The 26241-nt window shown below is 36.5% G+C and carries 30 protein-coding genes; 20 read left to right on the top strand and 10 right to left on the bottom strand.

Annotated elements, in window-relative coordinates:
• Positions 1-20 precede the first annotated feature (20 nt).
• Positions 21-1076 carry a YncE family protein gene (locus DYR29_RS09870; RefSeq protein ID WP_213280334.1) on the top strand — a complete coding sequence of 352 codons (1056 nt, stop codon included), beginning with the start codon at positions 21-23 and terminating at the stop codon, positions 1074-1076.
• A gap of 158 nt (positions 1077-1234) precedes the next feature.
• Here DYR29_RS09870 and DYR29_RS09865 read toward each other — a convergent pair whose 3' ends face one another.
• From DYR29_RS09865 to DYR29_RS09825, 9 genes are all read right to left on the bottom strand, one after another.
• Positions 1235-2653, bottom strand: a complete 1419-nt coding sequence (locus DYR29_RS09865) for a CCA tRNA nucleotidyltransferase (protein ID WP_213280333.1) — start codon at positions 2651-2653, stop codon at positions 1235-1237.
• 37 nt (positions 2654-2690) lie between these two features.
• Positions 2691-3035, bottom strand: a complete 345-nt coding sequence (locus DYR29_RS09860; protein ID WP_213280332.1) for a nuclear transport factor 2 family protein — start codon at positions 3033-3035, stop codon at positions 2691-2693.
• Positions 3036-3142: 107 nt separating this feature from the next.
• The gene (locus DYR29_RS09855; protein ID WP_047387197.1) at positions 3143-3691 is read right to left on the bottom strand and encodes an L-threonylcarbamoyladenylate synthase; all 549 of its coding nucleotides are present in this window, start codon (positions 3689-3691) and stop codon (positions 3143-3145) included.
• Positions 3692-3804: 113 nt separating this feature from the next.
• Positions 3805-4401, bottom strand: coding sequence for a hypothetical protein (locus DYR29_RS09850; protein ID WP_213280331.1), 597 nt, complete (start codon positions 4399-4401; stop codon positions 3805-3807).
• Positions 4402-4844: 443 nt separating this feature from the next.
• Positions 4845-5357, bottom strand: a complete 513-nt coding sequence (locus DYR29_RS09845; protein WP_213280330.1) for a DinB family protein — start codon at positions 5355-5357, stop codon at positions 4845-4847.
• Positions 5358-5495: 138 nt separating this feature from the next.
• Positions 5496-5942 carry a GNAT family N-acetyltransferase gene (locus DYR29_RS09840; RefSeq protein ID WP_213280329.1) on the bottom strand — a complete coding sequence of 149 codons (447 nt, stop codon included), beginning with the start codon at positions 5940-5942 and terminating at the stop codon, positions 5496-5498.
• 68 nt (positions 5943-6010) lie between these two features.
• A complete protein-coding gene (locus DYR29_RS09835; protein ID WP_249413665.1) occupies positions 6011-7150 on the bottom strand; it encodes a cystathionine gamma-synthase in 1140 nt (379 codons plus the stop codon).
• A 135-nt stretch (positions 7151-7285) separates the two neighbouring features.
• Entirely contained in the window at positions 7286-7609 is a 324-nt protein-coding gene (gldC, locus tag DYR29_RS09830) for a gliding motility protein GldC (protein WP_034695059.1), read from the bottom strand.
• Between the two features lie 29 nt (positions 7610-7638).
• Entirely contained in the window at positions 7639-8625 is a 987-nt protein-coding gene (locus DYR29_RS09825; RefSeq protein ID WP_185114216.1) for a gliding motility protein GldB, read from the bottom strand.
• 52 nt (positions 8626-8677) lie between these two features.
• Here DYR29_RS09825 and DYR29_RS09820 point away from each other — a divergent pair, with 52 nt between their 5' ends.
• The 6 genes from DYR29_RS09820 (at position 8678) to DYR29_RS09795 (ending at position 12198) form a co-directional block, all read left to right on the top strand.
• The gene (locus tag DYR29_RS09820; protein ID WP_213280328.1) at positions 8678-9316 is read left to right on the top strand and encodes a leucine-rich repeat domain-containing protein; all 639 of its coding nucleotides are present in this window, start codon (positions 8678-8680) and stop codon (positions 9314-9316) included.
• Between the two features lie 11 nt (positions 9317-9327).
• The gene (locus tag DYR29_RS09815) at positions 9328-9861 is read left to right on the top strand and encodes a GNAT family N-acetyltransferase (RefSeq protein ID WP_213280327.1); all 534 of its coding nucleotides are present in this window, start codon (positions 9328-9330) and stop codon (positions 9859-9861) included.
• Positions 9858-10391 carry a GNAT family N-acetyltransferase gene (locus DYR29_RS09810; RefSeq protein WP_213280326.1) on the top strand — a complete coding sequence of 178 codons (534 nt, stop codon included), beginning with the start codon at positions 9858-9860 and terminating at the stop codon, positions 10389-10391. The genes DYR29_RS09815 and DYR29_RS09810 overlap by 4 nt, the downstream gene beginning before the upstream one ends.
• A 13-nt stretch (positions 10392-10404) precedes the next feature.
• A complete protein-coding gene (nadE, locus tag DYR29_RS09805; protein WP_213280325.1) occupies positions 10405-11196 on the top strand; it encodes an NAD(+) synthase in 792 nt (263 codons plus the stop codon).
• Positions 11197-11222: 26 nt separating this feature from the next.
• Positions 11223-11735, top strand: a complete 513-nt coding sequence (locus DYR29_RS09800) for a ribonuclease domain-containing protein (RefSeq protein WP_213280324.1) — start codon at positions 11223-11225, stop codon at positions 11733-11735.
• Positions 11736-11886: 151 nt separating this feature from the next.
• Positions 11887-12198 carry a barstar family protein gene (locus DYR29_RS09795; protein WP_047420953.1) on the top strand — a complete coding sequence of 104 codons (312 nt, stop codon included), beginning with the start codon at positions 11887-11889 and terminating at the stop codon, positions 12196-12198.
• A 119-nt stretch (positions 12199-12317) separates the two neighbouring features.
• Here DYR29_RS09795 and cdd read toward each other — a convergent pair whose 3' ends face one another.
• Positions 12318-12800, bottom strand: coding sequence for a cytidine deaminase (gene cdd / locus DYR29_RS09790; RefSeq protein WP_047420954.1), 483 nt, complete (start codon positions 12798-12800; stop codon positions 12318-12320).
• A 100-nt stretch (positions 12801-12900) separates the two neighbouring features.
• On the opposite strand from cdd, the gene namA reads away from it, so the two are divergent.
• The 13 genes from namA to DYR29_RS09725 all read left to right on the top strand — a co-directional run bounded on the left by namA (position 12901) and on the right by DYR29_RS09725 (position 26193).
• Entirely contained in the window at positions 12901-13953 is a 1053-nt protein-coding gene (gene namA / locus DYR29_RS09785) for an NADPH dehydrogenase NamA (RefSeq protein WP_213280323.1), read from the top strand.
• Positions 13954-13981: 28 nt separating this feature from the next.
• Positions 13982-14260, top strand: a complete 279-nt coding sequence (locus DYR29_RS09780; protein ID WP_213280322.1) for a DUF2752 domain-containing protein — start codon at positions 13982-13984, stop codon at positions 14258-14260.
• A 295-nt stretch (positions 14261-14555) separates the two neighbouring features.
• A complete protein-coding gene (tssD, locus tag DYR29_RS09775; RefSeq protein WP_142718533.1) occupies positions 14556-14960 on the top strand; it encodes a type VI secretion system tube protein TssD in 405 nt (134 codons plus the stop codon).
• A 152-nt stretch (positions 14961-15112) separates the two neighbouring features.
• A complete protein-coding gene (locus tag DYR29_RS09770) occupies positions 15113-17044 on the top strand; it encodes a type VI secretion system Vgr family protein (protein ID WP_213280321.1) in 1932 nt (643 codons plus the stop codon).
• Between the two features lies 1 nt (position 17045).
• Positions 17046-17216: a hypothetical protein gene (locus tag DYR29_RS09765; protein WP_156106421.1), complete on the top strand. Its 171-nt coding sequence runs from the start codon at positions 17046-17048 to the stop codon at positions 17214-17216.
• 61 nt (positions 17217-17277) lie between these two features.
• Entirely contained in the window at positions 17278-18255 is a 978-nt protein-coding gene (locus DYR29_RS09760; protein ID WP_249413664.1) for a DUF2931 family protein, read from the top strand.
• Between the two features lie 31 nt (positions 18256-18286).
• The gene (locus tag DYR29_RS09755) at positions 18287-19699 is read left to right on the top strand and encodes a T6SS phospholipase effector Tle1-like catalytic domain-containing protein (RefSeq protein WP_213280319.1); all 1413 of its coding nucleotides are present in this window, start codon (positions 18287-18289) and stop codon (positions 19697-19699) included.
• A 52-nt stretch (positions 19700-19751) separates the two neighbouring features.
• Positions 19752-20795 (top strand): hypothetical protein, encoded by a 1044-nt coding sequence (locus tag DYR29_RS09750; RefSeq protein ID WP_213280318.1) that lies wholly within the window; start codon positions 19752-19754, stop codon positions 20793-20795.
• Between the two features lie 29 nt (positions 20796-20824).
• A complete protein-coding gene (locus tag DYR29_RS09745; RefSeq protein ID WP_213280317.1) occupies positions 20825-21313 on the top strand; it encodes a DUF4280 domain-containing protein in 489 nt (162 codons plus the stop codon).
• Between the two features lie 11 nt (positions 21314-21324).
• Positions 21325-23985, top strand: a complete 2661-nt coding sequence (locus tag DYR29_RS09740) for an OmpA family protein (protein ID WP_213280316.1) — start codon at positions 21325-21327, stop codon at positions 23983-23985.
• Between the two features lie 8 nt (positions 23986-23993).
• Positions 23994-24809 (top strand): hypothetical protein, encoded by an 816-nt coding sequence (locus DYR29_RS09735; protein WP_249413663.1) that lies wholly within the window; start codon positions 23994-23996, stop codon positions 24807-24809.
• Positions 24810-24818: 9 nt separating this feature from the next.
• On the top strand, positions 24819-25472 hold the full coding sequence (locus DYR29_RS09730; RefSeq protein WP_213280315.1) for a hypothetical protein: 654 nt from the start codon (positions 24819-24821) through the stop codon (positions 25470-25472).
• A gap of 70 nt (positions 25473-25542) precedes the next feature.
• Positions 25543-26193: a hypothetical protein gene (locus DYR29_RS09725; protein WP_213280314.1), complete on the top strand. Its 651-nt coding sequence runs from the start codon at positions 25543-25545 to the stop codon at positions 26191-26193.
• The last annotated feature ends 48 nt before the right edge of the window (positions 26194-26241 follow it).

Raw genomic sequence — 26241 nt, 5'->3', positions numbered from 1 at the left:
AAATTAAAATTGAATAAATTATGAAAATAACTAAACTTTTAACTGTACTATTTGCAGTAGTGTTATTATTTAACATGTCTTCATGTACAAGCGATTCCGCTGAATTTGAAGTTTCTCCGATTACTTACCAGAACGGATATTTTATATCTAATGAAGGGAACTTCAACAGTCAGGGTGCTAAAGTAACATTCCTGACAAGAGATCTGAGCCTGAAGCAGGATGATGTATATGGTTATAATAACAATAAAGAAATTCTGGGTGACGTTCTTCAGACCATTGGTCTTAACGGAAATAAGGCTTATCTTGTGATAAATAACTCAAACAAGATTGTTGTAGTAGACCGTTATACATTTAAAAAATTAGCCGTAATCACGGATCAGATTGATAATCCAAGAGGGATTACTTTTGCTAATGGCTTTATCTATGTTGCCAACACCAATTTCAGTGCACATACTCAAAGTGTAACAAAGTATAAAGCTTCTGACTACTCATTTGTAAGCAAAATCAATATGACTGAAGTTTCTGATAAAACAGTAGAAGCAGGAGGAAATGTTTTTGTACAGAACGCTTCATCAGGATTTGGAAATAAGATTACTTATATCAATACTTCTAATGATGCTAAAACTGAAATTACCGTTCCGAATGGTCAGATTGGGAATACTGTGTCTTACAAATCCAATGTTTACACGATTTCTTCTACAGCTACAGATTCTTATATCTATAAGATTTCAAGCACAGGAGCGATGACACCGGTAGTTACACTGACAGGAATTCCAAACGCTACAAATCTTCAGATTGATAATGATAAAGTCTACTTCAGTTCTGCTAACAAAGTGTATACAACAAGCTTAGCTACACCAACCGTTCCTACAGCTCCATTGCTAACAGCTGCAGATGGTGGTCCTTACTTTACACTTTATGGATTTAACGTTATTGATGGAAGAATCTTTGCATCAGATGTTAAACAATTTACAGCAGAAAGCGAAATGGTAATATATTCAGCAACTACGGGTAACAAAATAAGTTCTCTTAAAACAGGAGGTCTTGGTGCTAACGGTACTTTCCTGAATCCATAATACCTTACAGTATAAAAAATAATTTTTTATTTTTTCATCATTTGTGTTTTTTTCCGGCCGGTTTCGAAAGAAACCGGCCGGCTTTGTTTTCATAGTGAGCAAAAAACTTGCGGCGGGATGGACATCCCGCCGCGAGTTTTTATTATTTATCAATTGAATTATAGTGTCAATCCCAGTTTTTCCGCCTCAACAATCACAAATTTTGTGGCTTCTTCTTTTTCATTGGAAATTTCGCCTTCAAGAATAGCTTCTTTAACTTTCTCTTTTAAGATACCGATTTCGCGGCCAGGCTTAAGATTAAACATTTCCATGATCTCTTCACCGGTAATAGGGGGCTGAAAGTTTCTTACCTGATCTTTTTCCTCCACTTCTTTGATCTTCACGGCTACATATTCAAAGTTTCTTTTGAATTTTTCCTGTTTCTTAGAGTTTTTAGTCGTAATATCAGCTTTGCAAAGGGTGAAAAGATCTTCCAGATCTTCTCCGGCATCAAATAAAAGTCTTCTCAATGCGGAATCTGAAGCATCATCAGTAATCAGAGCAATAGGTCGGGATGAAAGCTTTACCATCTTCTGAACATATTTCATGTCACTTCCCAAAGGTAACTTCAAACGCTGGAAAAGAGTCTTGGTCATTTTTGAGCCTAAAAATTCATGTCCGTGAAAAGTCCATCCTGTTCCTTCTACAAACTTTTTCGTAGGAGCTTTACCAATATCATGAAGCAAAGCAGACCAACGGAGCCAAAGATTATCGGTATTCACAGAAATGTTATCCACTACTTCCAAAGTATGGTAAAAGTTATCTTTGTGTGTTTGTCCTTCAACTTCTTCCACTCCCTTCAATTCTATCAGTTCCGGAATTATCAGCTTCATAAGACCGGTTTGTTCCATCAGTCTCAGTCCGATAGACGGTTTTTCAGACAGCATGATTTTATTGAACTCAACCATGATTCTTTCCATTGAAACAATCTTGATTCTTTCTGCTTCCTGCTGGATAGCCTGAAGAGAGTTTTCCTCAATTTTAAAATTTAAAGTTGAAGCAAAACGAACGGCTCTCATCATCCTCAACGGATCATCAGAATAGGTCTGAGCAGGCTCTAAAGGAGTCCTTAAAATACCTTTTTCAAGATCATCAACCCCATTGAAGGGGTCAATCAGTTCTCCGAAATTATCTTTATTTAAAGAAATAGCCATCGCATTGATGGTGAAATCTCTTCTTTTCTGGTCATCTTCCAGGCTTCCACCTTCTACTTCAGGTTTTCTGCTGTTTTCAGTATAGCTTTCTTTTCTCGCTCCCACAAATTCCAGATCAAGGTCTTTATACTTGATCATTGCCGTTCCATATGTTTTAAAAACGGAAACTTTTAATTTAGGATCTATATCCTGAGCTACACTCTGGGCAAGCTCAATACCGCTTTGTTCAGTCACAAAGTCTATATCTGTGGAAACTTTTCTTTTCATCAGAAGGTCACGAACATAACCGCCCACAATATATACGGACTGGTTATTCCTTTCTGCTGCTTCAGAAATTATTTTAAAAAGTTTTAAATTTTTATTTTGATTAAGATTAATTATCATCGTTAATAATAGTGTCAATTTCTACCAATGTTACTCATTAATCGTAATGAGCGTACATTCTACTAATTTTTCCGTCTTCATTAAAAAACATGACTTCAACAGCATGTTTATCCATGATCGACTTATAAAATAATGCTGCGGAATCTACTCCTGCCGTGGAATGAATAAGATCAAAATGAAGATCAGGAAACTTATCCAGGGCTTTTCTCCAATATTCACGGACGGCTTCTTTTCCTTTTAAAGAACTTTCTTTACCACCTGTAGCCATAGCAATCATGGGAGTTGTAATCTCAATATCATCCGAATAGTGGGTGAGAATAGCCTCTAAATCATGAGAATTCCATGCATTAATCCACATTTGAGCAAATTTCTGATGATTCATAGCAAATAATTTATGAGTTGAGTTTGCAAAGATAGAATTAAAAAAAAGAAATCCTGCCGATATGAACTGACAAGACTCTAAAAAATAAACAGAAAAGTTAAGAATTTCTATTCTCTAAGAACCTTTATTCTGTTGTCATTCCAAATTTTGATCACCGAAGAACCTGAGTATTTTGAAACTTTTTCTCTGTCTTCTTCCACTGCATAATCTACAAGACTGATCATCTCCTCAGAAATATCAGAGAATTTCAATGGACTTTTCTCACCACTGAAATTGGCAGAGGTAGATACCAAAGGTTTGTTTAGTTTGGTGATCAGCTTTTTGCAGAAATCATTTTTTACAAGTCGGATTCCAATACTTCCATCCTCCGCAAGGAGTTCTTTGGGTAAGCCTCTTGGATTTTCATAAACAATAGTTACGGGCTTTTCACTAAGGTCAATAATTTCCCAAGCCATCTCAGGAACATCCACCAGATCCTGAAGTCTTTTTTCAGACTCTACAAGAATGATCATGGATTTATTTTTTTCGCGCTTCTTAATGTCAAAAATTTTGTTGACAGCTTCTATATTGGTGGCATCACAACCAATCCCCCAGATGGTATCTGTAGGGTAAAGAATTGTTCCGCCGGATTTTAATATTTCGATAATATGTTCCATAATTGTAAGTGAGTTCAAAGAGGGGATAAAGGTAGAAAATATAAGGATTTTGGGCAAAAAATTAGGATGGAAATGTGGTTTATTGGTTTGATTATTACCATAAGACATAAAGATTATAATCCGTGAAAAAATGAATTGAAATAAGTAGTTCGCTTAATTGGTTCGATATATTCCGGATGTAGTATTTTTTTGAAATCCCTTGTGGTAAGATGTTGTGAAATTAAAACAGGAAAATTTGATCTTGAACCTTCTTTAATAAGTGTATAAAGTATGGCATTGTCTTTAAAGAAAACAACTGTGGTTTGCTCATAATGTTTTCCCAAGCTATAGAAATCGGCAGTCTCATTAAGAAAAATCAGATTATCAGTAACTTTGGTGATTCTGCAATTGTTTTTTTTTCCGTATTCAATAATTCTTTTTTTTGCTTCTTGTTTATGAATATCAAATGTAATTTCTTTTAAATGCTTTTCTGTGAATTTGCAGTATAGAACATATACACTAAATATGAAGGAACATGTAAGGATAAAATATTCTAAACTACTATTGAGGGAATGCTTTATTTCTCTAAAGCAAAGTATCGAGGCACTTGCCAATACTAAAAAACCAAAGTAGATCGAAATAGTATCAAACTTATCATATGAACTTTCTTCAAAAACTAATTTTTTTGATTGAATACTTTCAGTGATTCTTAAATTTTTTAGAGATCTCATTGGATATTTAAGATAATATTTGCCTGGTATTAAATTTAGATTTTACGGATAAATAAAATGAACCAACTATTAAAAAAATAATAGAAACTACCCATAAAAAATAACCTGTTTCTAAGCTGTATATTTTTCCCATTCTTCCATTTTCAGCGGCTAAGATTTCCTTCCAGTAAAAAAATGAGACAGCAGGTACTATGGCTATTAGACCGAATATAAGTGATAGTAGAGAATACTTTTATAACAACATATTACTGAAATGAAAAACCAGATATTGGCAGTTCATACCAAAAACTCAAATATTCCACCACCCAGAAAACTAATGGGACCTATAAGGAATCCTTCAAATGATTTGTAATTTTTAATCTCTCCCATGTCTTCAATTGTAAAAGCTGTAAAACAAAGGGAGAGTGTAAAGATTAGCATACTGATTAGTGCTGTACGTTTTCCTACATCCATCCCAACTTCGATAAATACCTCTCCTCAATAATATTCAAGTGATGATAATTGTGTCCTACAATCAGTTTTCCGATGGTTTCTACAGTAATTTCATGACCATTGGCTGTACCTGTATTTTGTAAAGCAGAAGGTTGAAGAGTTTCTAATAAAATCTGAGAAGATTTTCTTACCAGTTTGTATTCATCCAAAAGAGATTCAAGGGTTCTTTCACTGGCGAAAGACTGATCGGCATATTCATTTTCATCAAATCCCGGAAGATTGTTTTTTTCTCCTCTGGCGAAAGCTAATATTCTGTATTGAAAAACTCTTTCCGTATCTGATAGATGAAGTAGAAGTCCTTTCAATGTCCATTTTCCCTCTGTATAGGCAAAATTAGACTGTTCTTCGGTAAGGTTAGAATAGATTCCTATTGTTTTATCGGCTGATATCTGTAGTTCGCTGATCCAGTTTTCTGATGGAATCTGATCTAAGTATCTTTGAATGTATTTTTGAAAATCGGTCATATTGTTTTTTTGTTTTATAAATTGATTTTGAGATGCGGGGTAGGAGTTGCGAGATTCGTAATTCGAGTGGTTGACATAAAGAGTAGGGGAGTTTTGAATATTTTTTCACAAAATTACTCATTACCTATTACTCATTACTCATGAATTGCTCCATTCGTAGAAGTTCACAGAGTCATACAATTCAAATCCGCAGGCTGGATAGAGCTGATTCCCGATATCATTGCTTTTTCCTGTTTCTAAAAGGATACCGCACGCTTTCGATGAACGGCAGTGTTCTTTGGATTCTTCAATTAATTCTTTAGAATAGCCTTTCCCTCTATGGGTTTCATTTACGTACAGATCGTTAAGGAGCCAGTAACGTTGCATTCTTGTAGACGAAAATATCGGGTATAATTGTACGAAACCTGTTAGTTTACCATTTTCTTCCGCAACAAAAATTTCAGAATCTTTGTTTTCAAGTCTTTCCTGAAGAAAACTTGTCGCGGCAGGAATATCTGAAGTCTTATGATAAAATATTCTGTACTGGTCAAATAATTCAGCCAGTTGAGGCAAGTCGGAAATGACTGCTTTTCTCGTGTTCTTCATAGTATTGAGTGGTGGTTATAATAAAATGAGAAGGATTGATTAACCCTTCTCATTTTAGTTTATGTATGTTAAGAAAAAGCTTTCTCAAGATCTGCAATAAGATCTTCTGCATCTTCAATTCCTACACTTAAACGAACAAGGTCATCAGTGATTCCCAATTCAGCACGTTTTTCTGCCGGGATTGATGCGTGAGTCATCAGAGCAGGGTAGTTAGCCAAAGACTCTACACCTCCTAAAGATTCTGCTAAGGTGAATACTCTTACCTTCTCCAAGAATTTAATAGCATCTTCTTTCTTTCCGGATTTAAAAGTGAATGAAACCATTCCTCCAGCTTCCTTCATCTGAGATTTTGCCAATTCATACTGAGGGTGAGATTCTAATCCCGGATAAATTACTTTATCTACAGCAGGATGATTTTCTAGATATTGTGCTACTGCAAGTCCATTGTCAGAATGTCTCTGCATTCTTAATGCCAGTGTTTTGATCCCTCTCAATACAAGGTAAGAATCATGAGGTCCTAAAATCCCACCACTTGCAAACTGAATAAAGTGAAGCTTTTCTCCCAGTTCAGCATCTTTAGCAATAAGTGCTCCTGCAATCACGTCAGAGTGTCCTCCTAAATATTTTGTTGCAGAGTGCATTACAATGTCAGCACCCAAATCAATAGGTCTCTGAATGTATGGCGTTGCAAAAGTATTATCTACTGCTACTAAAATATCTTTTCCTTTCGCAATATCTACAACCGCTTTGATATCTACTAATTTCATCAACGGATTGGTAGGCGTTTCTACCCAGATCAGTTTCGTTTTATCAGTGATAACATCAGCTATTTTAGAAACATCATCGAAATTAACGAACGTAAACTTCAGTTGATATTTTTCAAAAAGTCTTGTGAACATTCTGTAAGTACCTCCATACAGATCATCTACAGCAATTACTTCATCACCTGGGTTTAATAATTTTAAAACACAGTCGATGGCAGCAAGACCAGAACCGAAAGCTAAACCTCTCGCTCCATTTTCAATACTTGCCAAAGAATCTTCCAATGCCTGTCTTGTAGGGTTGGCTGCTCTTGAATATTCATATCCGGAATGTACTCCGGGGCTTTTCTGTGCAAACGTAGAGGTCAAAAAAACAGGAACATTTACAGAACCTGTTGCAGACTCGTGGTGCTGCCCTCCGTGAATTACTTTTGTATTAAAATTCATAATTTTTTGCTTTAGGCTTTGAGCACTGAACAATAAAGTATATTGTTTATGCTCATTGTTTTTTATTAAAATTTGCTATGCTGAATACAAAAAGCTTACCGCTTACTACTTCCAGCTTATTGCAATTGTAGTTTTTTATTTAATGGCAGATTTTACAGCAAACTCTTCTGCAATTTCCTCCATCCACTGTGCTACATCCTCTTCTCCTGTCGCTCTCTGATAAGTACTTCCTAAAGATATTAAAATCTGGTGGATAAACATTTTCATCTGGTCTACAGGCATTTCTTTAGTCCAAAGATCAATCCTTAATGCCTCTCTTGTCTTATCATCCCATACAGAAATCATAGTTGCTTTAGTATCTTGTTTATCAATACCTCCATCCTGAGCATTCCATGTAATATTTTCAGGCACATGATTTTCATCAAGCTCTACATCTATCGTAATCTGAGTCTTTCTCATTTTTTCTATTTTTCTAAATTCTAAATTTTCTATTGTTTAAGTTTCGGTTTATAACCGGATTCATTAAAAATGGTTGTTGCATCCATTTTCAGGAAAGCTGTAAGTTTTGTCTCAGGTTTTTCCTTAAGGTATGCCTTACAGATCTGCCATCCTGTAAAAATTCCGATTTGTGGTGAAGATTCATTATCAATCTCCGTATAAAATTTCGAGAATGGTCCGGGCGAGATGAAACGTTCTCCCAATCTTGGATCATCACCGAAAATCAGGTTGCTTTCTACAAAATAATTCCAGATGTTAGCTTCATTGGCTGTGGCCCATTCATACTGTTTTTTTGTATAATTCATTTTCAGATAATCAGGAACATCAGGAAGAAAAGCGTCCTGAAGAATCATTACTTTTCCGTTCAGAATGATCTGATCAATGAACTTCTGATGGTCAGGAGATTCCGTTACAATATTTTCAGCAAAAAGCTGTGATACCTTAGGAACGATATTCTGCGGATTCATTGATTTTTGAAAATACAGCTCCAGTCCTTTATAATTAGGATTTCCATCTCCCATAAAACCGGTAATATCTATAAACAGAAGATTTCCCTTCTGATCATAAAATATAGGATCCTGGATCATCTGTAATGCAGATGAAAATAAATATACTTTGGGGCTTTTGAACTGCGGGAAATAATATTTGATATGCGAGAATAAACTCTTCAGTTCCGTTTGTAAAGTAGCCTGATTTATTTTTCCAATGGCTTCCTTGTAGATTTTGATCTCCTCAGCATCCATTCTTCTCTTTTCAAAATCTGCGTCTGAAACACTTCCCTGAAACCATGGGAACTGAGTTTTAAACTGCTCCAGTGGAACATTTGGATTGTAAAATTCTTTGGAAATATCTGTTACATCAACTTTTTCGGCAGTTTCTTTGACTTCTACCTTCCATTGATTTTCAGTTTCTTTTTTGCAGGAAACAAGTCCGGCAGCTAAAATAGAAGAAAGCGCAATATATCTAAAAATCTTCATTATTTTTACATGGAATTTAAGTTTACAAAAATAAGGATTAAATACACAATTCATGATGAAAATTAAAATAATTACAACCCTTTACCTTATTTTGGGACTTTCTTTTTTCTATGGGCAAAAGCTTGAATTTAAAGATAAAAACTTTGAAAAAGCAGTACTTGAAAATTTTGATCTGAATAAAAACGGAATACTTGAATCTTCGGAAGCAGGGACGATCACAAATTTATTCCTTGTTCAGAAAGGAATTACTTCAACAGAAGATCTGCACTTTTTTAAAAATGTGAAAATGATTATCCTGGACGATAATATTATCACCAATATTGTACTAAACAATCTGGATCAATTGGAATTGTTTTCCTGTACAGGATGTAAAATATCTTCATTCAAAGTAGAAAATCTGAAAAATTTAAGTGCCTTATATCTGGATAATAATCTATTGGAAGGTATTTCGCTGAATGGTATTCCAAAAATTGACCAATTAACATTATCTTTAAATCAATTAAAAGCAATTGACCTGACACAGTTTATAGCGTTAAGAAAACTGAATGTAGAACATAATAAACTTCAGAAAATTGATATTTCCGGAAATCCGGCCTTGCAAACCCTGAATGTAATGGGAAATAAAATAAAAGAAACGAATATTAAAAAGGGAGTAAAAACAGATGTAACTATTTTTGGAGCTGAAGAATAAAACTAATAATTATGAAAATAGAAACAGACCGACTGATTTTAAGAAAACTCGTAGATGAAGATTTTGAACGCATATTTCTGCTGGATTCCAATCCTGAAGTCATGAAATATATTGGTGTACCGGTTTCGACGGACATCAATGAATCCAAAAAGGTCATCAGTATGATTCAGAAACAGTATGAGGAAAATGGAGTAGGAAGACTGGGGGTGGTTGAAAAAGAAAGCGGACAGCTGATAGGATGGAGCGGATTGAAATTACTGACCCATGAAACCAATGGTTACCAAAATGTTTTGGAGCTTGGATATCGTTTCCTTCCGGAATCATGGGGTAAAGGATATGCTGTGGAAGCCGGAATAGCTTCTCTGGATTATGGTTTTAATGACCTGAATGCGGAGGTTATTTACGCCTATGCTCATTCCGGACACGATGCTTCCAACCATATTTTAAGAAAATTAGGGTTTGAAAAAACAAGTGAATTTGAAGAACCTGACGGCATTTGCTTTTGGTACGAACTGACACGTGAACAATATATTGAACAGAAATGATAACAATACGAAAGGAAGAAGAAAAAGATTATCAACAGGTTTTTGAACTTACAGAAGAAGCGTTCAGAGAAATGGAACATAGTGATCATCAGGAACAGTTCCTGGTTGAAAAACTGAGACGATCTGAAGCTTTTATTCCGGAGTTATCCCTGGTTGCTGAAAATGAAGATGGAAGAATTGCAGGTCATATCCTGTTTACAAAAATTACCATTGAAGGTGATGGAGAGGCTTTCCAATCCCTTGCATTGGCTCCTGTTTCTGTAAAACCTGAGTTTCAAAATCAGGGACTTGGAGGAAAGCTGATTACCGCAGGACACTGTATTGCCAAAGAACTGGGATATAAATCTGTAATACTGATCGGACATGAAAATTATTATCCGCGCTTTGGTTACAAAAAAACAAGTATTTTTGGGATTTCTTTTCCATTCGATATTCCGGAAGAAAATGGAATGGATGTAGAATTGGTAAAAGACGGGTTAAAAAATAAAAAAGGAGTGGTAAAATACCCTCAGGAATTTGGAATAGACTAAAAAAATATAAACGATGCAGACACAAAAAGTGATAGATCATATTGTAAACTGGTTAAAAGATTATGCTACAAAAGCAAAAGTGAACGGATACGTAATTGGAGTTTCAGGAGGTGTAGATTCAGGAGTTGTTTCTACATTAGCGGCAATGACAGGCCTGAAAACATTACTGATCGAAATGCCAATTCGCCAGAAAGCGGATCAGGTAGGTCGTGCACAGGATCATATGAATGACCTTACGTCCAGATTTCCTAATGTGGAAACAATGTCTGTGGATCTGACGCCTGCCTTTGAGGAGCTTTACAAAACTTTTGATGTAAAAGATGATCTGTACCCTAACGAAAAACTGGCTTTTGCCAATACAAGAGCCCGCCTGAGAATGCTTACCCTGTATTATTACGGACAACTGAACGGACTTTTAGTGTGCGGAACCGGTAATAAAGTAGAAGATTTCGGAATTGGTTTCTATACAAAATACGGTGATGGAGGGGTAGACGTTTCTCCAATTGCTGACCTTTATAAAACTGAAGTGTATGAATTGGCCAGAGGATTAAATCTTATCAAAAGTATCCAGGAAGCAATTCCTACTGATGGACTTTGGGATGTTGACAGAACAGATGAACAGCAGATTGGTGCTACGTATCCGGAACTGGAAAAAATCCAAAAAGAATACGGAACAAAAACGGCTGATGACTATGAAGGAAGAGATAAGGAAGTTTTCCAGATCTTCAACAGAATGCATAAGGCTGCGAAGCACAAAATGGATCCTATTCCGGTTTGTGATATTCCTGAAGAATGGAGAGCATAGTAATGATATTACATTAAATAACAGCTATGAACGGAAAAATAAGATCTGTATTTTTTATCTGTCTGGGACTTCTTTTCGGAATGTCTGTCATGTATGTTTATAATAATTTTATTGCAGATAAAAAAAATCAGCCGGATCCGGTAAAAAAGGAAACGGTGAATTATGGAAGTACCTCTTCAGAAAACCAATATAATACTTCATCTGCCCAGGTTTCCATTGATCAGTTGACGGAAGAAAAGACGGTGATCAGCTATGTGAAACAGAATCATAAGCTCCCGGATTATTATATCACTAAAAATGAAGCCAGAAAGAAGGGATGGAATCCTTCTAAAGGAAACCTGTGTGATGTACTTCCCGGAAAAGCGATTGGTGGAGATAAATTCGGAAACAGGGAAGGACGTTTGCCTGATGGAGAAAAGTATTTTGAAGCAGATGTGAATTATCATTGTGGCGGAAGAAATGCTGACCGTATCATTTATACCCAAAACGGAGAAGTATACCTTACCAAAAATCATTATAAGAGCTTTGAAAAGCAATAATTGTAGAAATAATCATTGCATTCCTCGCAATGAGCAATTTGTATTTAATAGGTGAGAAGTATTAATTTTGATGAATAAAAAGTATTGTAGAAAAGCTCTGAAAAGTCTGCAAAACTTTTTTAATCAATAAAAATTGGAAATTTAGTTCAATATGAAGACAGTATATATAGATTTTACAGACATAGGTGACTATGAAGATTTTTATGCCCAGTTAAAGGAAAAGATTCAACTTCCTGAACATTTTGGCGATAATCTTGATGCGCTTTTTGATACCATCACCGGAGATATGGAAATGCCACTCCACCTGGAATTCGTAAACATGACCGTAGATCAGCTTGAGATTTTTGAAGATTTGCTGACTACTTTGGAAGATGCTGAAGAAGAAGTAGAGGAATTTAGCTTTAGCTACTATCTTGAGCAGTATGAAGACGATGAGGATGTAGAATCGGAAGACGAAGAATAGAAAAAAACAAGACTGTTTCAAATGATGAGACAGTCTTTTTTTATGGTGAAATATGAAGTTTGTTGTTTTTAATCACACCATGTCAAGGTTTTAAATGACATGGTGCAAAAAACTCTTTGTTACAAGAATGAAGAATCAAAATAAAAAGGAAGCAGATCTTTCACTGCATGCACTTTTACAACCTCTTCATTCATGCTTGAGAAATAAAGGTCTATATCTTCATGTTGTTTGGTCTCATATTCTATCAGACTCTGGCGGCATGCCCCGCAAGGAGGAATCGGGGGATTCTTTTCATGAAATTCTTTAGGGCCTCCAACGACGAAGATCTTTTTTATTTTCACATTCGGAAAGTTGGCAGCTACCCAAAAAAGGGTTGTTCTTTCTGCACAGAGTCCGGACGGATACGCTGCATTTTCCTGGTTGTTCCCGGAGTAGATTTCTCCGTTTTCCAATAATACGGAGCATCCTACCAGAAACTGGGAATAAGGTGCGTAAGCATTCTCACGAGCCTCTTTGGCTCTTTCAAATAATTTATTTTCTATATCATTCAGTTCACTGCTATTTTTAAAATATTCGTAACTGATCTGTAGGTCTTTTTTCATATATTGTAGACTAAAAAAGGGGGGTAAAATTAGTTCTTTTTAATGAAGTGGGCAATATTTTATTCTTCCTGTAAAAAGTTTAATTTTTTTAAAGAATAGAATGTTATATACACCAATAAAATTCAGGAATGTAGAGTTAAAAAACAGATGGGTAATGTCACCCATGTGTATGTATTCATGTGAAAACGGAGAAGCTAACGACTTCCATTTTGTACACTACGGAAGCAGATCACAGGGCGGTACAGGTCTGCTGATTGTGGAAGCCACAGGAGTAGTACCGAAAGGAAGGATCACCAATCACTGCATGGGAATCTGGAATGATCAGCAGGCTGAAAAATTACAGAGGATTGTAGAATTTGTCCATAAAAATTCTGACAGTAAAATAGGAATTCAGCTGGCCCATGCCGGAAGAAAAGGCTCAACATGGAATAACCTGCAGATCTCTGTTGAAGAAGGCTGGGAAACCGTTGCTCCAAGTCCTATTCCCTATCATCCAACAGAAAGAATTCCGCATGTTTTAAGTACTGATGAAGTAAAAGAACTGGTTCAGGACTTTAGAAAAGCGGCCAGAAGAGCAGTGGAAGCAGGTTTTGATATTATTGAAATTCATGGGGCACACGGATATCTGATTCATCAGTTTCTGTCACCGCTTTCCAATATCAGAACTGATGAATATGGAGGGAATTTTGAAAACAGAATCAGGTTTCTGATCGAAATTGTAGATGCTGTTAACGAAGAATTGAATGAAAATACGGCCCTTTTTGTAAGAATTTCCGGAACGGAGTATGCTGAGAACGGCTGGGATATTCAAAGCAGTGTAGAACTGGCAAAGATTTTAAAAGAACACGCTGTAGACCTTGTTGATGTATCCAGCGGAGGAAATATTCATGGTGCAAAAATTTCGGTTTTCGATGGTTATCAGGTTCCTTTTTCTTCGCAGGTGAGAAATGAAGCCGGTGTAAAGACAGGAGCTGTAGGATTAATAACCAAAGTGGAACAGGCTGAAGAAATCCTTCAGAAAGGTGATGCAGACCTTATTTTTGTAGCAAGAGAGATCCTTAGAAACCCATATATTGCCGTTCAGGGATCTTTTGAAATGAAAGAAGACTGCTTTTTCCCACATCAGTATACCAGAGCCAAAATCTCTTCTTAGATAATGAAAAACTCATAAAAGCTCAGAAATGGATATCGAAGATTTCATGCTTACCTGTCCCAGTAAAAAGTTCCTGGGGGTAGAATGTCTGGGATGTGGAGCTCAGAGAGCAATTGTACTCGTATTTGAAGGAAAATTTTCTGAAGCTTTTCAAATGTATCCTGCCGTATATACCTTATTGTTGTTTTTTTTTACTCTGGGCCTGAGCTTTATTGATAAAAAAAGAAAATACAGCAATATTTTAATGGGTCTCGTAATCATTAACCTTATCATCATGATAATTGGGTATGGGTATAAGCATTATTGAGTTTACCAAAAAAAGGAATGCTAAATCATTGATATTGAATAAAGTGGTTGTTTTTTTGGTTTCCTTTGTTTACGCGGTTATAAAGGGTTGTGTAGAAAAATTTCAATGAAAAATAAGGTAATTTAGTTTAAAATTCTAGAATTGATTTTTAATTCGAAATTTTAATAAATGTCGTAGAACTACTACAATTTATGAAACTGTTATCCAAAAACTTTTTAAATTAGAACATGAAGTCTATCTTTGTTGTATAAATCCTATATCTGGGAACAGTTGTTAATGATTAAAATTTAAGAATATGGCAGGAAATTCAAGAGGAATCTTAAAATTCAATGGAGGGGAAGGTCAGAAGTTGCTAAAGCTTAACTACAGCGTATCAAGATCTACAGACATTTCAGGACGTGTAGCATCTGATCCGTCAAACGCATTAATTAAAGTAACAATTGAAGCAACAGAAAAATCTGATGTTTTAGAAAGTTTACTGAACAGCAAATATAAACCTACGAGCGGAGAAATAAACTTTAATAAATCTCACGAAGAAGGAACATTGATCTCTTTGAAGTGGGAAAACGGATATGTTATCCAGCACGAAGTAGACTTTGATGCGGTAGACAGCAACAATATGCTGATCAGCTTTGTAGTAAGCGCTGAAAGCATTACGTATGGAAACTCATCTTATGACGGACTTTGGCCGATGAGCTAAGTCTTTCATGAGCAAAAAATAAAAGACTGTCCTTAAATAAGACGGTCTTTTTTTACCTTTAAGACTGTATTCAGCAGGCACTTTTGTTTTTATTTTTAAATTCCCGGCCCGTTGAATAATCGTTTAGAAAATTAATCAAATCACTAAAAAATATGTCAAATACACCTGGAAAATCACAAGCGACGTCTTTTCGTCCGACGCAGAATGCAGATGGTATTTCCGAAAACCATCATACAGGTATCAACCGTTTGGTAAAACTTTCTCTTGTCATAGAAGGGAAAATTATCAAGTACTATAAACATTTTAAGCTTAAACAAAGTACCAGACGACACCACGAATTTACGCTGACACTGGCACATGATACCCTGGGAGACAGACAGACCCATTCATTGGAAGAAGCCAATAAGTTTCTTGGAAAACGGCTTACAGCTGTTATTTCCTATAAAGATATAGACAACAGCCCGGAAAGAACCTTTGTGGGAGTGATTACAGGAGTAGGATTCAGCCAGGAACAAATGAGCCTGGGAAATATTGTCCTTACCGGATACAGTCCTACCATTCTCCTTGACGGGGCGCCACATATCCAGAGTTTTGGAGGCGCGCAGTCTGTAAATATAGGAATCATTGCAGAAGAAGTGATCAAACAGGGAATTGACAAAAGCCGTTTTGATATCAGGGTAGATGCCAATAACTATTCTCAGATCATCTATAGCAGCCAGTATGATGAAACCCATTATAACTATCTGGCAAGAATGGCTGAAGCTTATGGTGAACAGTTCTATTATGACGGTGAAGTCTTACACTTCGGAAAACTGCCTGCTCAGAACAAGCCCATAACCCTTACCTACGGAAGCAGCGCCAATGATATAAAAGTGGAATTGAAAGCTGTACACACCAAGCCGCAATTCTATGGCTACAACAGCAATAAAAATGAAAGACTGACTTCCGGTTCAACACCGATCAAACACGTGGGTGATCTGGCAAAAACAGCATACAGTCATAACGAGTCTATTTATAAAACTCCGGCTTTACAGATAGCTCCTATCAAAGCTGCCACACACCTTGATGTTGAATATTCTCAGAAAAGTGCATCAGGAAGCGAAGCTGTCAACGTTTTTTCCATTTCAGGAAATACAACAGTCCCTTTTCTGCACCCGGGTTGTGTAGCAGATGTACAGATGCGTAAACAGGATTCTAATGAAACCTCTTATTTTACCAGAATCATGATTACACAAGCAGAACATGAAATTGACACCATAGGTCATTATAACGGAAGCTTCATAGGAATAGCGGCAGATACAGGATTTCTTCCAAAGCCCGAATACACCATTCCAAAGGCTGAACCGCAGACCGCAACGGTAATTTCCAATACAGATCCTGAAGGACAGGGAAGAATCCAGGTAAGATTTGACTGGCAGACCAACGACACTACTCATTTTATCCGTATGATGAGTCCCGATGCAGGAGGAACAGATCAGATTACCCAAAACCGTGGTTATGTAGCCATTCCTGAAGTAGGAGATCAGGTGATGGTCAACTTTGTTCATAGTCATCCGGACAGACCTTTTGTAATGGGAGGAATGTTTCATGGAGGTATTGCATTAGGAGGAGGAGTAAACAACCACCTTAAGTCTATTCAAACCAGAAGTGGAATCAGAATTCTAATGAATGATGAAGAAGGTAGCGTAACGATATTGGATCCGAGTGGAAATACTTATTTCATGGACGGACAGGGCAATATCAGCATGAAAGCACCTAAAAACTTTACCTTAAATGCAGGTGACAATATCAATATCACAGCCGGAAAAGAAATTTCAATAGGAGCAGGAGCAAGCATTACCAGTACCGCAAACGACAATATTGTTTCCATTGCAGGAAAAGATATGAAACTTACGGCTTCGGGAGATATCACAGAAACTTCCGATACCAGAACAGAAATGATTGAAAAAGAATTCAAGAGACAATCTGAAACATCCAACGAAATAGCAGGTGAAATTTCTATGTTCAGCGAACTGGAAAATATGACCATGCAGAGTGGAAAGATTGTAGAATTCAACAGTGCTGAAAAATCAAAACTTTTCTGATATGGCAATCATAAAGACAGCAACCAATCTCCGCATCACAGTTAAAGATTCTTATCATCTGAGCGTAGGAAAAAAGGTTGAAAAAATAGCAAAGAAAATCAATGTGGAAGCGCATAGAGATAATCTGGTTTTAGCAAGTAACAAGAAGATTATGTCCCATGGTCATAAGTAAATACAACCTGCTGATTCTTTTTATATGGTGTTTTTCATTAACGAATTGTCAGAATAAAAAAATGGAAGAAAAATACAATTGGCTGGGAACCGTTTCTGCCCCACAGGAATATCCGATGGAAGTATATGAAGGAGCTATTGTGGCTGATGATTTCACTTACGCTTTTGATGCCATCTGGGGAACACAGAATACAGGATGGGGTAAAGAAGGAGGAACGATGAACGTGACCACCGAAAGAATGGATGCCCCTCATCAGTTAGAATTCACATGGTATTCTTTGGTAGAAAAAAAATTCTATACCGGAAAATGGAATCTCGATAAAGAAAAGATCAAAAACCTTTTTGACGAAGGATTTGTAGATCAGGACACGAAAAAGAAATCTACCTACAACTCATTTGTCGTAGGATTGGCTCCGGAGGGCAGAGTGGTCCTTTGGATGAAAGGAGCGGGAAACCAGAAAGAAATAGGAGCTTTCCAGGCTCATGATACTATTATTACCAAAGAAAAAGCATACGATAATGCTCAGTATATGCTAAATGAAGGCTTTGCAGACAGAATGCTGAAAGATCCCTCTTATAAGACATTCAAGCCGGAAGTGCGCGAGAAAATTGAAAAAGAAGGATATCCAGCAGCAGATGTTTATAATACATACAGAGAGAAATACAACTGGAAACCTTCAGTAGTTCTTCCGGAAGGAGCAACATGGATAGACTTCGGTTTTACCAATTATAACGGAGAACAGGAAAATCTTTTTGACCAGAGTTTGAAAGACAATACCTATAAAAGCCGTGCTGTTCCAAGGTTCTGCGGTTTTTACTGGAAAGATAAAAATAACAACAGGTATGCAGTATGGATAGACTCTTTTGATGATAAGGAAATTTTTGACCTGTTTCAGAAGCTAGGTAAAGATAAAAACATAAATCTTACCATTAAAGTCAATGAAGACAATACTAAAGTCCTGGTGTCTTTAGAATCTGAAAAAGAAAAACTAGCCGTTACCAAAGCAAAAATCAGAGTATCCCAAAAGATAGAATCATAGCGTTTATTCAGTCAATTTAAAAACAAGAACTATGCACAACAATCAATTTGGAAGTTATACACCATCTGTATCCAAAGAGGAGGTACTGGATATTACTATTGGGATTTTTTTTGACGGAACCCTGAATAATAAAACCAATACAGACGAAAGAAAAAATAAAACGGATGCTCATAAAAAACACGGTGGAAAAGATACAGACAATACCAGCTACAATAATGACTGGAGTAATGTTGCCCGCATGTGGGATAACTATGATAAAAACTTCGGTATTTACATAGAAGGTATCGGTACACTGGATAAAGAAGGAGATGCTACGCTGGGATACGCTTTCGGGACCGGAGAAACCGGGATCAGATCAAAAGTGAGAAAAGGCTGTGAAGAAATTGTAAAAAAGGTGAAAACCATTAAAGCAGAAAAAAAAGCAGATAAAATTGCTATTCTTACTTTCGATGTATTCGGATTCAGCCGTGGAGCTGCTGCCGCACGGAATTTTGTATACGAAATTGGAAAAGCAAAATATAAAGCTTCTTCCCGTACCGTTGCCAACGAAGCTGTTTCGGTGACCACTTATTCAGATGATGACGGTAAAAGTGTAGACGCAGAAGAACTTCCGAAATGGGGGCACCTTGGCCTTAAGCTCGAAGAAGCAGGATTAAAGGTAGATGTTTTAAAAGTAAGGTTTCTGGGGATTTACGATACCGTTTCTTCCTACTCAAAATATTTGTCACCCGTACCCAATTTCAGCAATGACGTAGAAGAACTTAGTCTTAATGATATTGGAAAAGCTCAGACAGTAGTTCACTTTATTGCAGAAAACGAGCACAGAGAAAACTTTGACCTCACAAGAGTACATATTGGAACTGAAAAAACTTTTCCAGGAGTACACTGTGACGTAGGTGGTGCGTATGAAAACGGAAGGGAAACATGGGAAGAAGTAGAAACGTCATGGACTACCAGCAGCAAATTAGAAGCATTAAAAACAGAGCTTGAAAATGAAGGCTGGTACGAAAAAGGTGAGCTCACCATCACCCCCGGATTCTATTTATCGTTAAGAGGATCACGTGATCTTCTGAAGACTTTCAGTTATATTCCTTTACATTTTATGGCGGAATATGGCATTGATAAAGACCTTCCTATCACTCTGAAAAAAATGACAGATGATAAATATTCCATTTTGAATGATCAGTTTTTAATAGGAATAAAAGACCGTCTCAGAACTTACGTAATGGGAGATGGCAAACCTTATTCTTTCAGACATTATAAAGAACTGAGAGATGCCTATGGAGGAAATGAAGTCCCGGAAGACCGTCAGGATGCTTATCAGAAAGAAGTAAAGGAACAAGCCGATTTAAGAAAACTTCGCCATAAATACCTTCACTGGTCAGCAAGAAGGGAAAAAATCGGGATGGATCCGAGACCGAACAGAACAAGGGTTATCCACTAAACTTTTAATAAAAATATCGTACAAATAAAGAAATTGAAGAAGGAATATTTTTATGCAGAAATACAATATACATACCGTTCAGAAAGATGAAACTTTAAAAAGTATAGCCTCGCTGTACGGGTTGGATAAAGATGCATTAAAACTCTTCCATAATAACCACTGTGCTGTTAAGGACATGATCCTGATCAATCTTAACGGGCAGAAAGAACTTTTTATTCCCAGAACGGCGGTTGCAGATAAAAACATTCTGGTAAAATTCGGAAGAGGAAACAGGCTTATTTTTCAGCCGGAAAATTCAGTGCGAAGATACAGTGTTGTCATTACCATTGAAAAAGGAGAAAATAAAAGCGAATTAAAATATGAAACATCAGTTCGCTGGCTGAAAACTGAGAAAAGACATCATTTTTTTGAGATAGACAGAACATCAAACCTTTATCTCAATGAAGAAGAAGTCAATGAAATTGCAGATCTCCTGGCGTACAGAACCTCTAAGATTTTATACCCGCTACAGATCAGCACAGATGAACAGGGAAAGTTTGAAGCAGTGGAAAATGCTGAGGTATTTATCAAAAGATGGCCGGCCGTAAAAGAAGAATTGTATAAAGAATTTGAAGGCCAAACCGTAGACGAATACTGCGGAAAGATTGAAAAAGTGATCAGCCAGCCTGAAGCAATAGATCTTTACCTTAAAAATGATTACTTCATCCGCACTTTGTTCTTTGGAATATATCAGAGTTTCGGAAAAGAATACAGAACGGAGATGACAGCAACGTTTCCTGTAGTAGACAATGCAATTGAGCCCAGATATAAGTTTACGCTGCAAACAGATCCGTTAAAAGGAGAAACAGGTCTGATTACTGTAGAAGGATCAGGCAAATTATATGAAGAAAGAGACATAGATGATTTTATAAGAAGATCACCTTTTTCATTGATTATAGAAGACGAACCTGTGATGAATGAAGAAGGAACTTTCAGACTCATAAGCTATATGAAAGGAGAAACTTCACTTCCGGAATCTCTTTACCTGGAATGCAGTATCATGCTGCAGGAAGAAAAAAAGATTTCAGTATCAGTTTCAGGAATTGATAAAAACTAAATTACCATTTCACTAAAGATAAAATTAATATGGCAGAAAAACATATTGTAGTACAGGGCGCCATGTGCAAATGCCAGTTCGGGCAGGTTCCGGACAAGCTGAAAGTACTTACACACCAAAAAGAATATGCCAATGATAAAAGCGCTTCCAAAAAACTGATCGTTACCACGAAAGAAATAGGAGCAGCCACATTTGAAAAAAATACATTCGGAAACTGTACCAAAATGGGAGTTCCGCCACCACCTTGCAAGATCATGGTTACAGAATGGCAGAAGTTTTATGATAAGGTACAGCTCAGCAATGGCGGATATATCATTGTAGAAGATAGCAAAGCCGTATGTGCCATTGCCGGGACTCCATGCATTGAGATTATAGACCACGGGCAGAGAGCAGATGCCAGCCAGCAGAACTTTAAAAATGCAGATAAAGATGTCCAGCAGCAGATTAATCCGTTGGTGGATTCCGAAGAAATGTATAACGAACAGCCTTCAGGAGGAGGTCAGGATGGTGCAATCTAAATGATAAAAAAATGGCAAAAGGCGTAAAAAAAATAAAAGTTGTAAGTGGGCTTTATTATCCTAAAATGTCTGTACCGGGCCAAAGGGTTACCATAAAGCCTGACCAGTGGGTGCAGTTTGGTATTGACGAATGGCTGCCTGGCACTACGGATGCAGACAAAAAGAAACCTATTATCTGGATGAGACAGAACAGCAGCAGAAAAATTATTATCAATCAGGTTTCCTCTGCAGGCGGATATAAATTTTTAATAGATAAACAATACTGCGGAAGTTATCAGTTTTATATTGAAGCAAGTCTTTCCGGAGTAAGAGATACTAAAAATAATACAGGATTGTATGTGAAGGGCTGGTGTGATCCCAAAATTGTAAGCAGCAAGTGGTCCACACAAAAGAACAGCAAAAGCATAAAAAACAATAAAAAGACCGAGTATATTTCCTACGGGCATATTGTACACCTTAACCTGATGACAGAAGGTCTGAATGGAAATACCGTAAGTATTGAACTATGGAACCAGCAGTCTGCAAAAAAAGATAAACTGGTGCATACATACAACAACGTACAGGTAATTGACGGGGAAATAAATCTGAAAATAGAAAATACATTTGCCTGGATGGCGTATGTAGACAACATTCAGAATGTAGAGGAATTCTATGTTAAAGTAAAAGATACAGCATCAAAACAATACATCAAAGATAATCTGGGGGATGATCTTCATGCCATCTATCTGAATGTAAAAAATAAAATAGTTACTACCAATACCAACGGAGCCCAGAATCAGACACCAACCAAAGTATATAAGCCGGATGTAAGTTCTGTAAGGCTGGAACCATGCAAGTTTGAAGTTATCAAAATCACTGAAAATGAAACAAAAGACGGCAAAGCCAACAATACAATAGCTACAGTCTTTAAAAACGGGGAGGGTATAAAACAGATAAAATCAGCAGAATTACAGGAACATATTCAAAGAACCATCTTCTATAAATTTGATTCTACGGTCATTGATAAAGATGGTGTCGCAATCCTGAATAACGTGCTCAAATTCCTTCTTGAACATAAAGATTCCACCATGAACCTCAGTGGTTATGCCTGCGTTATAGGAAAAGAAAATTATAACAGAGGACTTTCTCAAAAAAGAGCAGATGTTGTCAAAAAATTCTTTGCAGATGGCGGATTAGATCCCAGAAGAATTATTTCTGTAGGAAAAGGAGAAGTAGATCCTACAGATGACAAAATGGGAAGAGATAATATCAAATACAAAAACGAAAAAGACTATGAAAACAACCGTAGAGTAGATATCTCATTTGTATTCAATGCCCATGATGCCCAAACCGTAAACTATGAAGTGGTGGCACCCAGCGTGTCTACAAAGAAAAATCTGATCATTGATATTACAGGTTTTCAAACCAATGAATGCTTCAGAGACAGTAAAGGAAAACATAAAAAACAAACCCTGGTTGTAGACGTAGGACAGGCAATAGATAAAGGAGACACAGTAAAAACATTTACAACTCCTTCATTTACTTATGGAGTGTATTCAAACCTGTCCAGAGTCAGTGCTTTTCCAATAGAATACATCTGGCCTTCAGCGTCCAATCCGAATCAGTTTCATTTGCATGTTCACAGCTGTAGATATTTCAGCAATGAAAAAAGAACTACGGTACTTATCAAAGCTTATCCGGATATTAAATGGGAACTTGCTCTTGAGTTTTTAGTAAATGTATCTAATTATAAAGCGGCCAATATGCCGCCTGGATCTGTTTATGCAAAACACCAGGAAAAATCCAGACAGGCAGGATATAACAGAATGAGAATGAATGAAACCGGAAAAGTTCCGATTTCAATAGGGCTGGGAATATCCGCTGAATGGGATGCCGGGAGAGAAAAGAGAAGCTTTACCAATGAATTTGCAGATAAAATTAAACTGGTAGCAAGAATGATTGCCACCGCTGTAAATATTGTACAAAATGCAATCAATTATGCGCAAAGTGCAGCAAAAGAAACAGCAATACCGGTAGGTTTTAATGTCAGATATCCAAAATTTACCGTCGTAGGAAAATGGTATCTGGAAAGAGTGAATGAAAGAAATACACTCAGCGTAATCGGTGAAGTGGGCTTTGGTTTTAAACCCCTTATCGGAGCTGAAGTGGTCATAGATATCCTGGGAGCTGCTATTGCGGCGGCCTCTTATGGGGCAACAGGGAACCCGGCTGCTGCGAGAATTATAAATAAATTCCGTGGAGGATTAGAAAAATTAGGTGCTTCGGTAACCTTTACAGCAACTTTCTATGGCGAACTGGAAATAATGGTAGATGCCCTGAAAATTGACAGTATCAACGGGATTAATATGCAGGGTAAAACCACCATTGGAGGAAAAATGGGAGCTACCATTGAACTTAGTGTAAGTGTCGAGATTGGAACAGTAAAAGGAACCAAATCAAAGCCAATTATGACATTTAAAGCAGCTGCAAAAGCCGATTCTTACTTTGGAGGAGATATTGTATTGGATTCAGATTCCAAAGGATTATTCATACAGCCGATCCTGAAATTTTCAGGAGTAGTTCTTTCAGTAGAAATAGAAGGAGAAGTGGGCTGGTGGAAAAGTAATTTTAAAGTAGAAGAAAAAGCAATAAAAGAAGAAACTTTCTACCTGGAAAAAAAATATTTAACTTAAATTGACGTATGCATAATTTTAAAAAACCATTATATTCTGTATATCCGAGGCTGTACTGCTCAGGAACCATCTACGTAAATGATGTTCCTGTGATAGACTGGTATGGAGACGAAACAAAAGAAGGAGGATTCGGAGGTGATACAATGATCAATCAGGCATTGCTTCAGAGCGGGAAATATAAAGTGACCGGGAAAATGTATCCTCGTTTAGGAAAAAATATTCTGGATGAAGATGATATGATGTCCATCGATTTCTTCTGTGCAGAGCTTGATAACTGGAAGGCTTCACGATCCGCTTTTCATCCCAAAATAGAATCTCCGTGGGATGGCCTGAGTGACAATATTAAATATCCTCATTTTGAAATCGCAGGAGAAATAGAAGTCGAACTCCCTTTTGTACTGGATGGATGGCAGAACTCAGTAGATTTGAAAGACATCAAAAAAGAAGATCTTTTCAACGATGTTTTTAAATATTATAAGCAGATCAGAACAGTACTGCAAAGTCATAATGCCGGAAAATACCTGGAAATGTCACTGGACAAAATGAAACTGCAGGAACAGGCTTTGTACTATACAGAAGATAGAAAGAAAAGATTTTTAGAAAGTGCAGACCAGTTATTTTCTCAAAACCTGGAAGTTGAAGAACTTCATGAATCAGATCTGCAGCTTGAGATAATGGGATATGGAAAATTGGTAAGGCTGATGAGAAAAGACGGCTCACAACCATTGCAGTTCAAAAGCCCCGATATTGAAAAACAAAGCAATATAGAAATGGAAGTGAAACTTCATATGAGAACAAAAGAAAAAGGCTTCAGTATTATTTAATCATTGAAAATGACTTTTTTAGGATATTTTACAGCAGTTATTGTCATATTTTCTCTGTATATAGGATATAAAATCTTCACGAAATTTGCTGCAAACAGAGATCAGTCAGGGAAAAAAGGAGACCTTCTGGAGAAAGCTTTCCTTCTTTTTATCATTTCAATCATCATGATTTCTGTAAATGCAATGGCATTTGTACTTTCATACAATTTTTTTTGGGAAAAGGCTTACAGAACCTTTAATGAACCTCAATATGAAGCAACTGTAGTGGGATATAAAAAAGAAATTACAAAGTTTAAAAACTTTTCAACCTCTACCTACAGAGATAAAGTAATTTTCTTTCCAAAAGTAGAATATACAGATACCAAGGGAGAAAAAGTGACAAAGACACTGGACATTACCAGTGATCATCCACCCACTGTGGGACAGAAACTAAAGATAACAGATAAAGTAGGAAAGGATACTACAAATGCTCTGCAGCTGGATTGGGTAATGTTTGCTGCTGGCTGTATTTTTACAGGATTTGCGGCATTTTTTGCTTCTTTAATTTCTACTTACACCACCTCATATCCCATGAAAAAAAGAATAGCTTTTTCCTCCAGACTTGCATTATTGCTTATTTTCATTAATATTTCCTGTATAGTATTCATATATTTGAAATCATAAAGAATAGTTTAAAAAAGAAAGGTGTAATAAAGAATAACGAATTATAGTAATCATCAAAATATAAAGTAGTATGAAAAAAGCAAGAGTTCTGATATTGATTTTTATAGTATTGATCAATATCTGTTGTGGAAATAAATCATTTGATCTTTCATCAGTTACATTAGGCGATGATGCAAAGAAGTATGACTTTGAAAACAAAGATTTATTTATGAAAGATGCCGCAAAAGCAGATATCATTCAATACTATGCTGATGAAAATACAGGAGTAACCTACGGAAATATACCCTTAGACAATACGATGGGTACAAGAATTACGATCTACAAAGGAAAAGTAGGAGCTGTAGATACCAATGCTGCAGAAAAATATTCTCTGGAATTTGTAGAAAAAATAGTGAAAAAACATGGAAATCCTACAGCTTCTATCACTGATAAGGCAACCGTAGATGCTAAACTTGTAAAGCCAATTTTTGAAAAGCTTAAAAAACTTTCTCCCGAAAAAGTGTCATGGGATCAAAATCAAAAAAATGCCTTTACTTATCCAACTTCTTTCTTCTGGGATGATGGTAAAAATTATTCCATACTCAGTATCTCTATTGAAGATGATGGAAAAATAAGAAACAAATACATTTCCGTTACGAAAGATGCGTATCGTAATAATGCTGTATTTGGATTAAAATATCCAACACCTTCGGCTTCTCCGTGGTATAAATACATGAACTAAAAAACTCTGAAGTTATTTAGAAAAGAAAAAATAATACCGGAATAAGAC

The sequence above is a fragment of the Chryseobacterium indologenes genome (genome assembly GCF_018362995.1).
In the GTDB taxonomy this organism is placed as follows: Bacteria; Bacteroidota; Bacteroidia; order Flavobacteriales; family Weeksellaceae; genus Chryseobacterium; species Chryseobacterium indologenes_G.
The sequence above is the reverse complement of the archived record's forward strand: the minus strand, read 5'-3'. Positions and strand labels throughout refer to the sequence as shown.

Excerpts from the sequence above, each read along its gene's own strand:
- DYR29_RS09870 (WP_213280334.1), top strand. The coding sequence starts at position 21 with ATGAAAATAACTAAACTTTTAACTGTACTATTTGCAGTAGTGTTATTA.
- DYR29_RS09865 (WP_213280333.1), bottom strand. The coding sequence starts at position 2,653 with ATGATAATTAATCTTAATCAAAATAAAAATTTAAAACTTTTTAAAATA.
- DYR29_RS09860 (WP_213280332.1), bottom strand. The coding sequence starts at position 3,035 with ATGAATCATCAGAAATTTGCTCAAATGTGGATTAATGCATGGAATTCT.
- DYR29_RS09855 (WP_047387197.1), bottom strand. The coding sequence starts at position 3,691 with ATGGAACATATTATCGAAATATTAAAATCCGGCGGAACAATTCTTTAC.
- DYR29_RS09850 (WP_213280331.1), bottom strand. The coding sequence starts at position 4,401 with ATGAGATCTCTAAAAAATTTAAGAATCACTGAAAGTATTCAATCAAAA.
- DYR29_RS09845 (WP_213280330.1), bottom strand. The coding sequence starts at position 5,357 with ATGACCGATTTTCAAAAATACATTCAAAGATACTTAGATCAGATTCCA.
- DYR29_RS09840 (WP_213280329.1), bottom strand. The coding sequence starts at position 5,942 with ATGAAGAACACGAGAAAAGCAGTCATTTCCGACTTGCCTCAACTGGCT.
- DYR29_RS09835 (WP_249413665.1), bottom strand. The coding sequence starts at position 7,150 with ATGAATTTTAATACAAAAGTAATTCACGGAGGGCAGCACCACGAGTCT.
- gldC (WP_034695059.1), bottom strand. The coding sequence starts at position 7,609 with ATGAGAAAGACTCAGATTACGATAGATGTAGAGCTTGATGAAAATCAT.
- DYR29_RS09825 (WP_185114216.1), bottom strand. The coding sequence starts at position 8,625 with ATGAAGATTTTTAGATATATTGCGCTTTCTTCTATTTTAGCTGCCGGA.
- DYR29_RS09820 (WP_213280328.1), top strand. The coding sequence starts at position 8,678 with ATGATGAAAATTAAAATAATTACAACCCTTTACCTTATTTTGGGACTT.
- DYR29_RS09815 (WP_213280327.1), top strand. The coding sequence starts at position 9,328 with ATGAAAATAGAAACAGACCGACTGATTTTAAGAAAACTCGTAGATGAA.
- DYR29_RS09810 (WP_213280326.1), top strand. The coding sequence starts at position 9,858 with ATGATAACAATACGAAAGGAAGAAGAAAAAGATTATCAACAGGTTTTT.
- nadE (WP_213280325.1), top strand. The coding sequence starts at position 10,405 with ATGCAGACACAAAAAGTGATAGATCATATTGTAAACTGGTTAAAAGAT.
- DYR29_RS09800 (WP_213280324.1), top strand. The coding sequence starts at position 11,223 with ATGAACGGAAAAATAAGATCTGTATTTTTTATCTGTCTGGGACTTCTT.
- DYR29_RS09795 (WP_047420953.1), top strand. The coding sequence starts at position 11,887 with ATGAAGACAGTATATATAGATTTTACAGACATAGGTGACTATGAAGAT.
- cdd (WP_047420954.1), bottom strand. The coding sequence starts at position 12,800 with ATGAAAAAAGACCTACAGATCAGTTACGAATATTTTAAAAATAGCAGT.
- namA (WP_213280323.1), top strand. The coding sequence starts at position 12,901 with ATGTTATATACACCAATAAAATTCAGGAATGTAGAGTTAAAAAACAGA.
- DYR29_RS09780 (WP_213280322.1), top strand. The coding sequence starts at position 13,982 with ATGGATATCGAAGATTTCATGCTTACCTGTCCCAGTAAAAAGTTCCTG.
- tssD (WP_142718533.1), top strand. The coding sequence starts at position 14,556 with ATGGCAGGAAATTCAAGAGGAATCTTAAAATTCAATGGAGGGGAAGGT.
- DYR29_RS09770 (WP_213280321.1), top strand. The coding sequence starts at position 15,113 with ATGTCAAATACACCTGGAAAATCACAAGCGACGTCTTTTCGTCCGACG.
- DYR29_RS09765 (WP_156106421.1), top strand. The coding sequence starts at position 17,046 with ATGGCAATCATAAAGACAGCAACCAATCTCCGCATCACAGTTAAAGAT.
- DYR29_RS09760 (WP_249413664.1), top strand. The coding sequence starts at position 17,278 with ATGGAAGAAAAATACAATTGGCTGGGAACCGTTTCTGCCCCACAGGAA.
- DYR29_RS09755 (WP_213280319.1), top strand. The coding sequence starts at position 18,287 with ATGCACAACAATCAATTTGGAAGTTATACACCATCTGTATCCAAAGAG.
- DYR29_RS09750 (WP_213280318.1), top strand. The coding sequence starts at position 19,752 with ATGCAGAAATACAATATACATACCGTTCAGAAAGATGAAACTTTAAAA.
- DYR29_RS09745 (WP_213280317.1), top strand. The coding sequence starts at position 20,825 with ATGGCAGAAAAACATATTGTAGTACAGGGCGCCATGTGCAAATGCCAG.
- DYR29_RS09740 (WP_213280316.1), top strand. The coding sequence starts at position 21,325 with ATGGCAAAAGGCGTAAAAAAAATAAAAGTTGTAAGTGGGCTTTATTAT.
- DYR29_RS09735 (WP_249413663.1), top strand. The coding sequence starts at position 23,994 with ATGCATAATTTTAAAAAACCATTATATTCTGTATATCCGAGGCTGTAC.
- DYR29_RS09730 (WP_213280315.1), top strand. The coding sequence starts at position 24,819 with ATGACTTTTTTAGGATATTTTACAGCAGTTATTGTCATATTTTCTCTG.
- DYR29_RS09725 (WP_213280314.1), top strand. The coding sequence starts at position 25,543 with ATGAAAAAAGCAAGAGTTCTGATATTGATTTTTATAGTATTGATCAAT.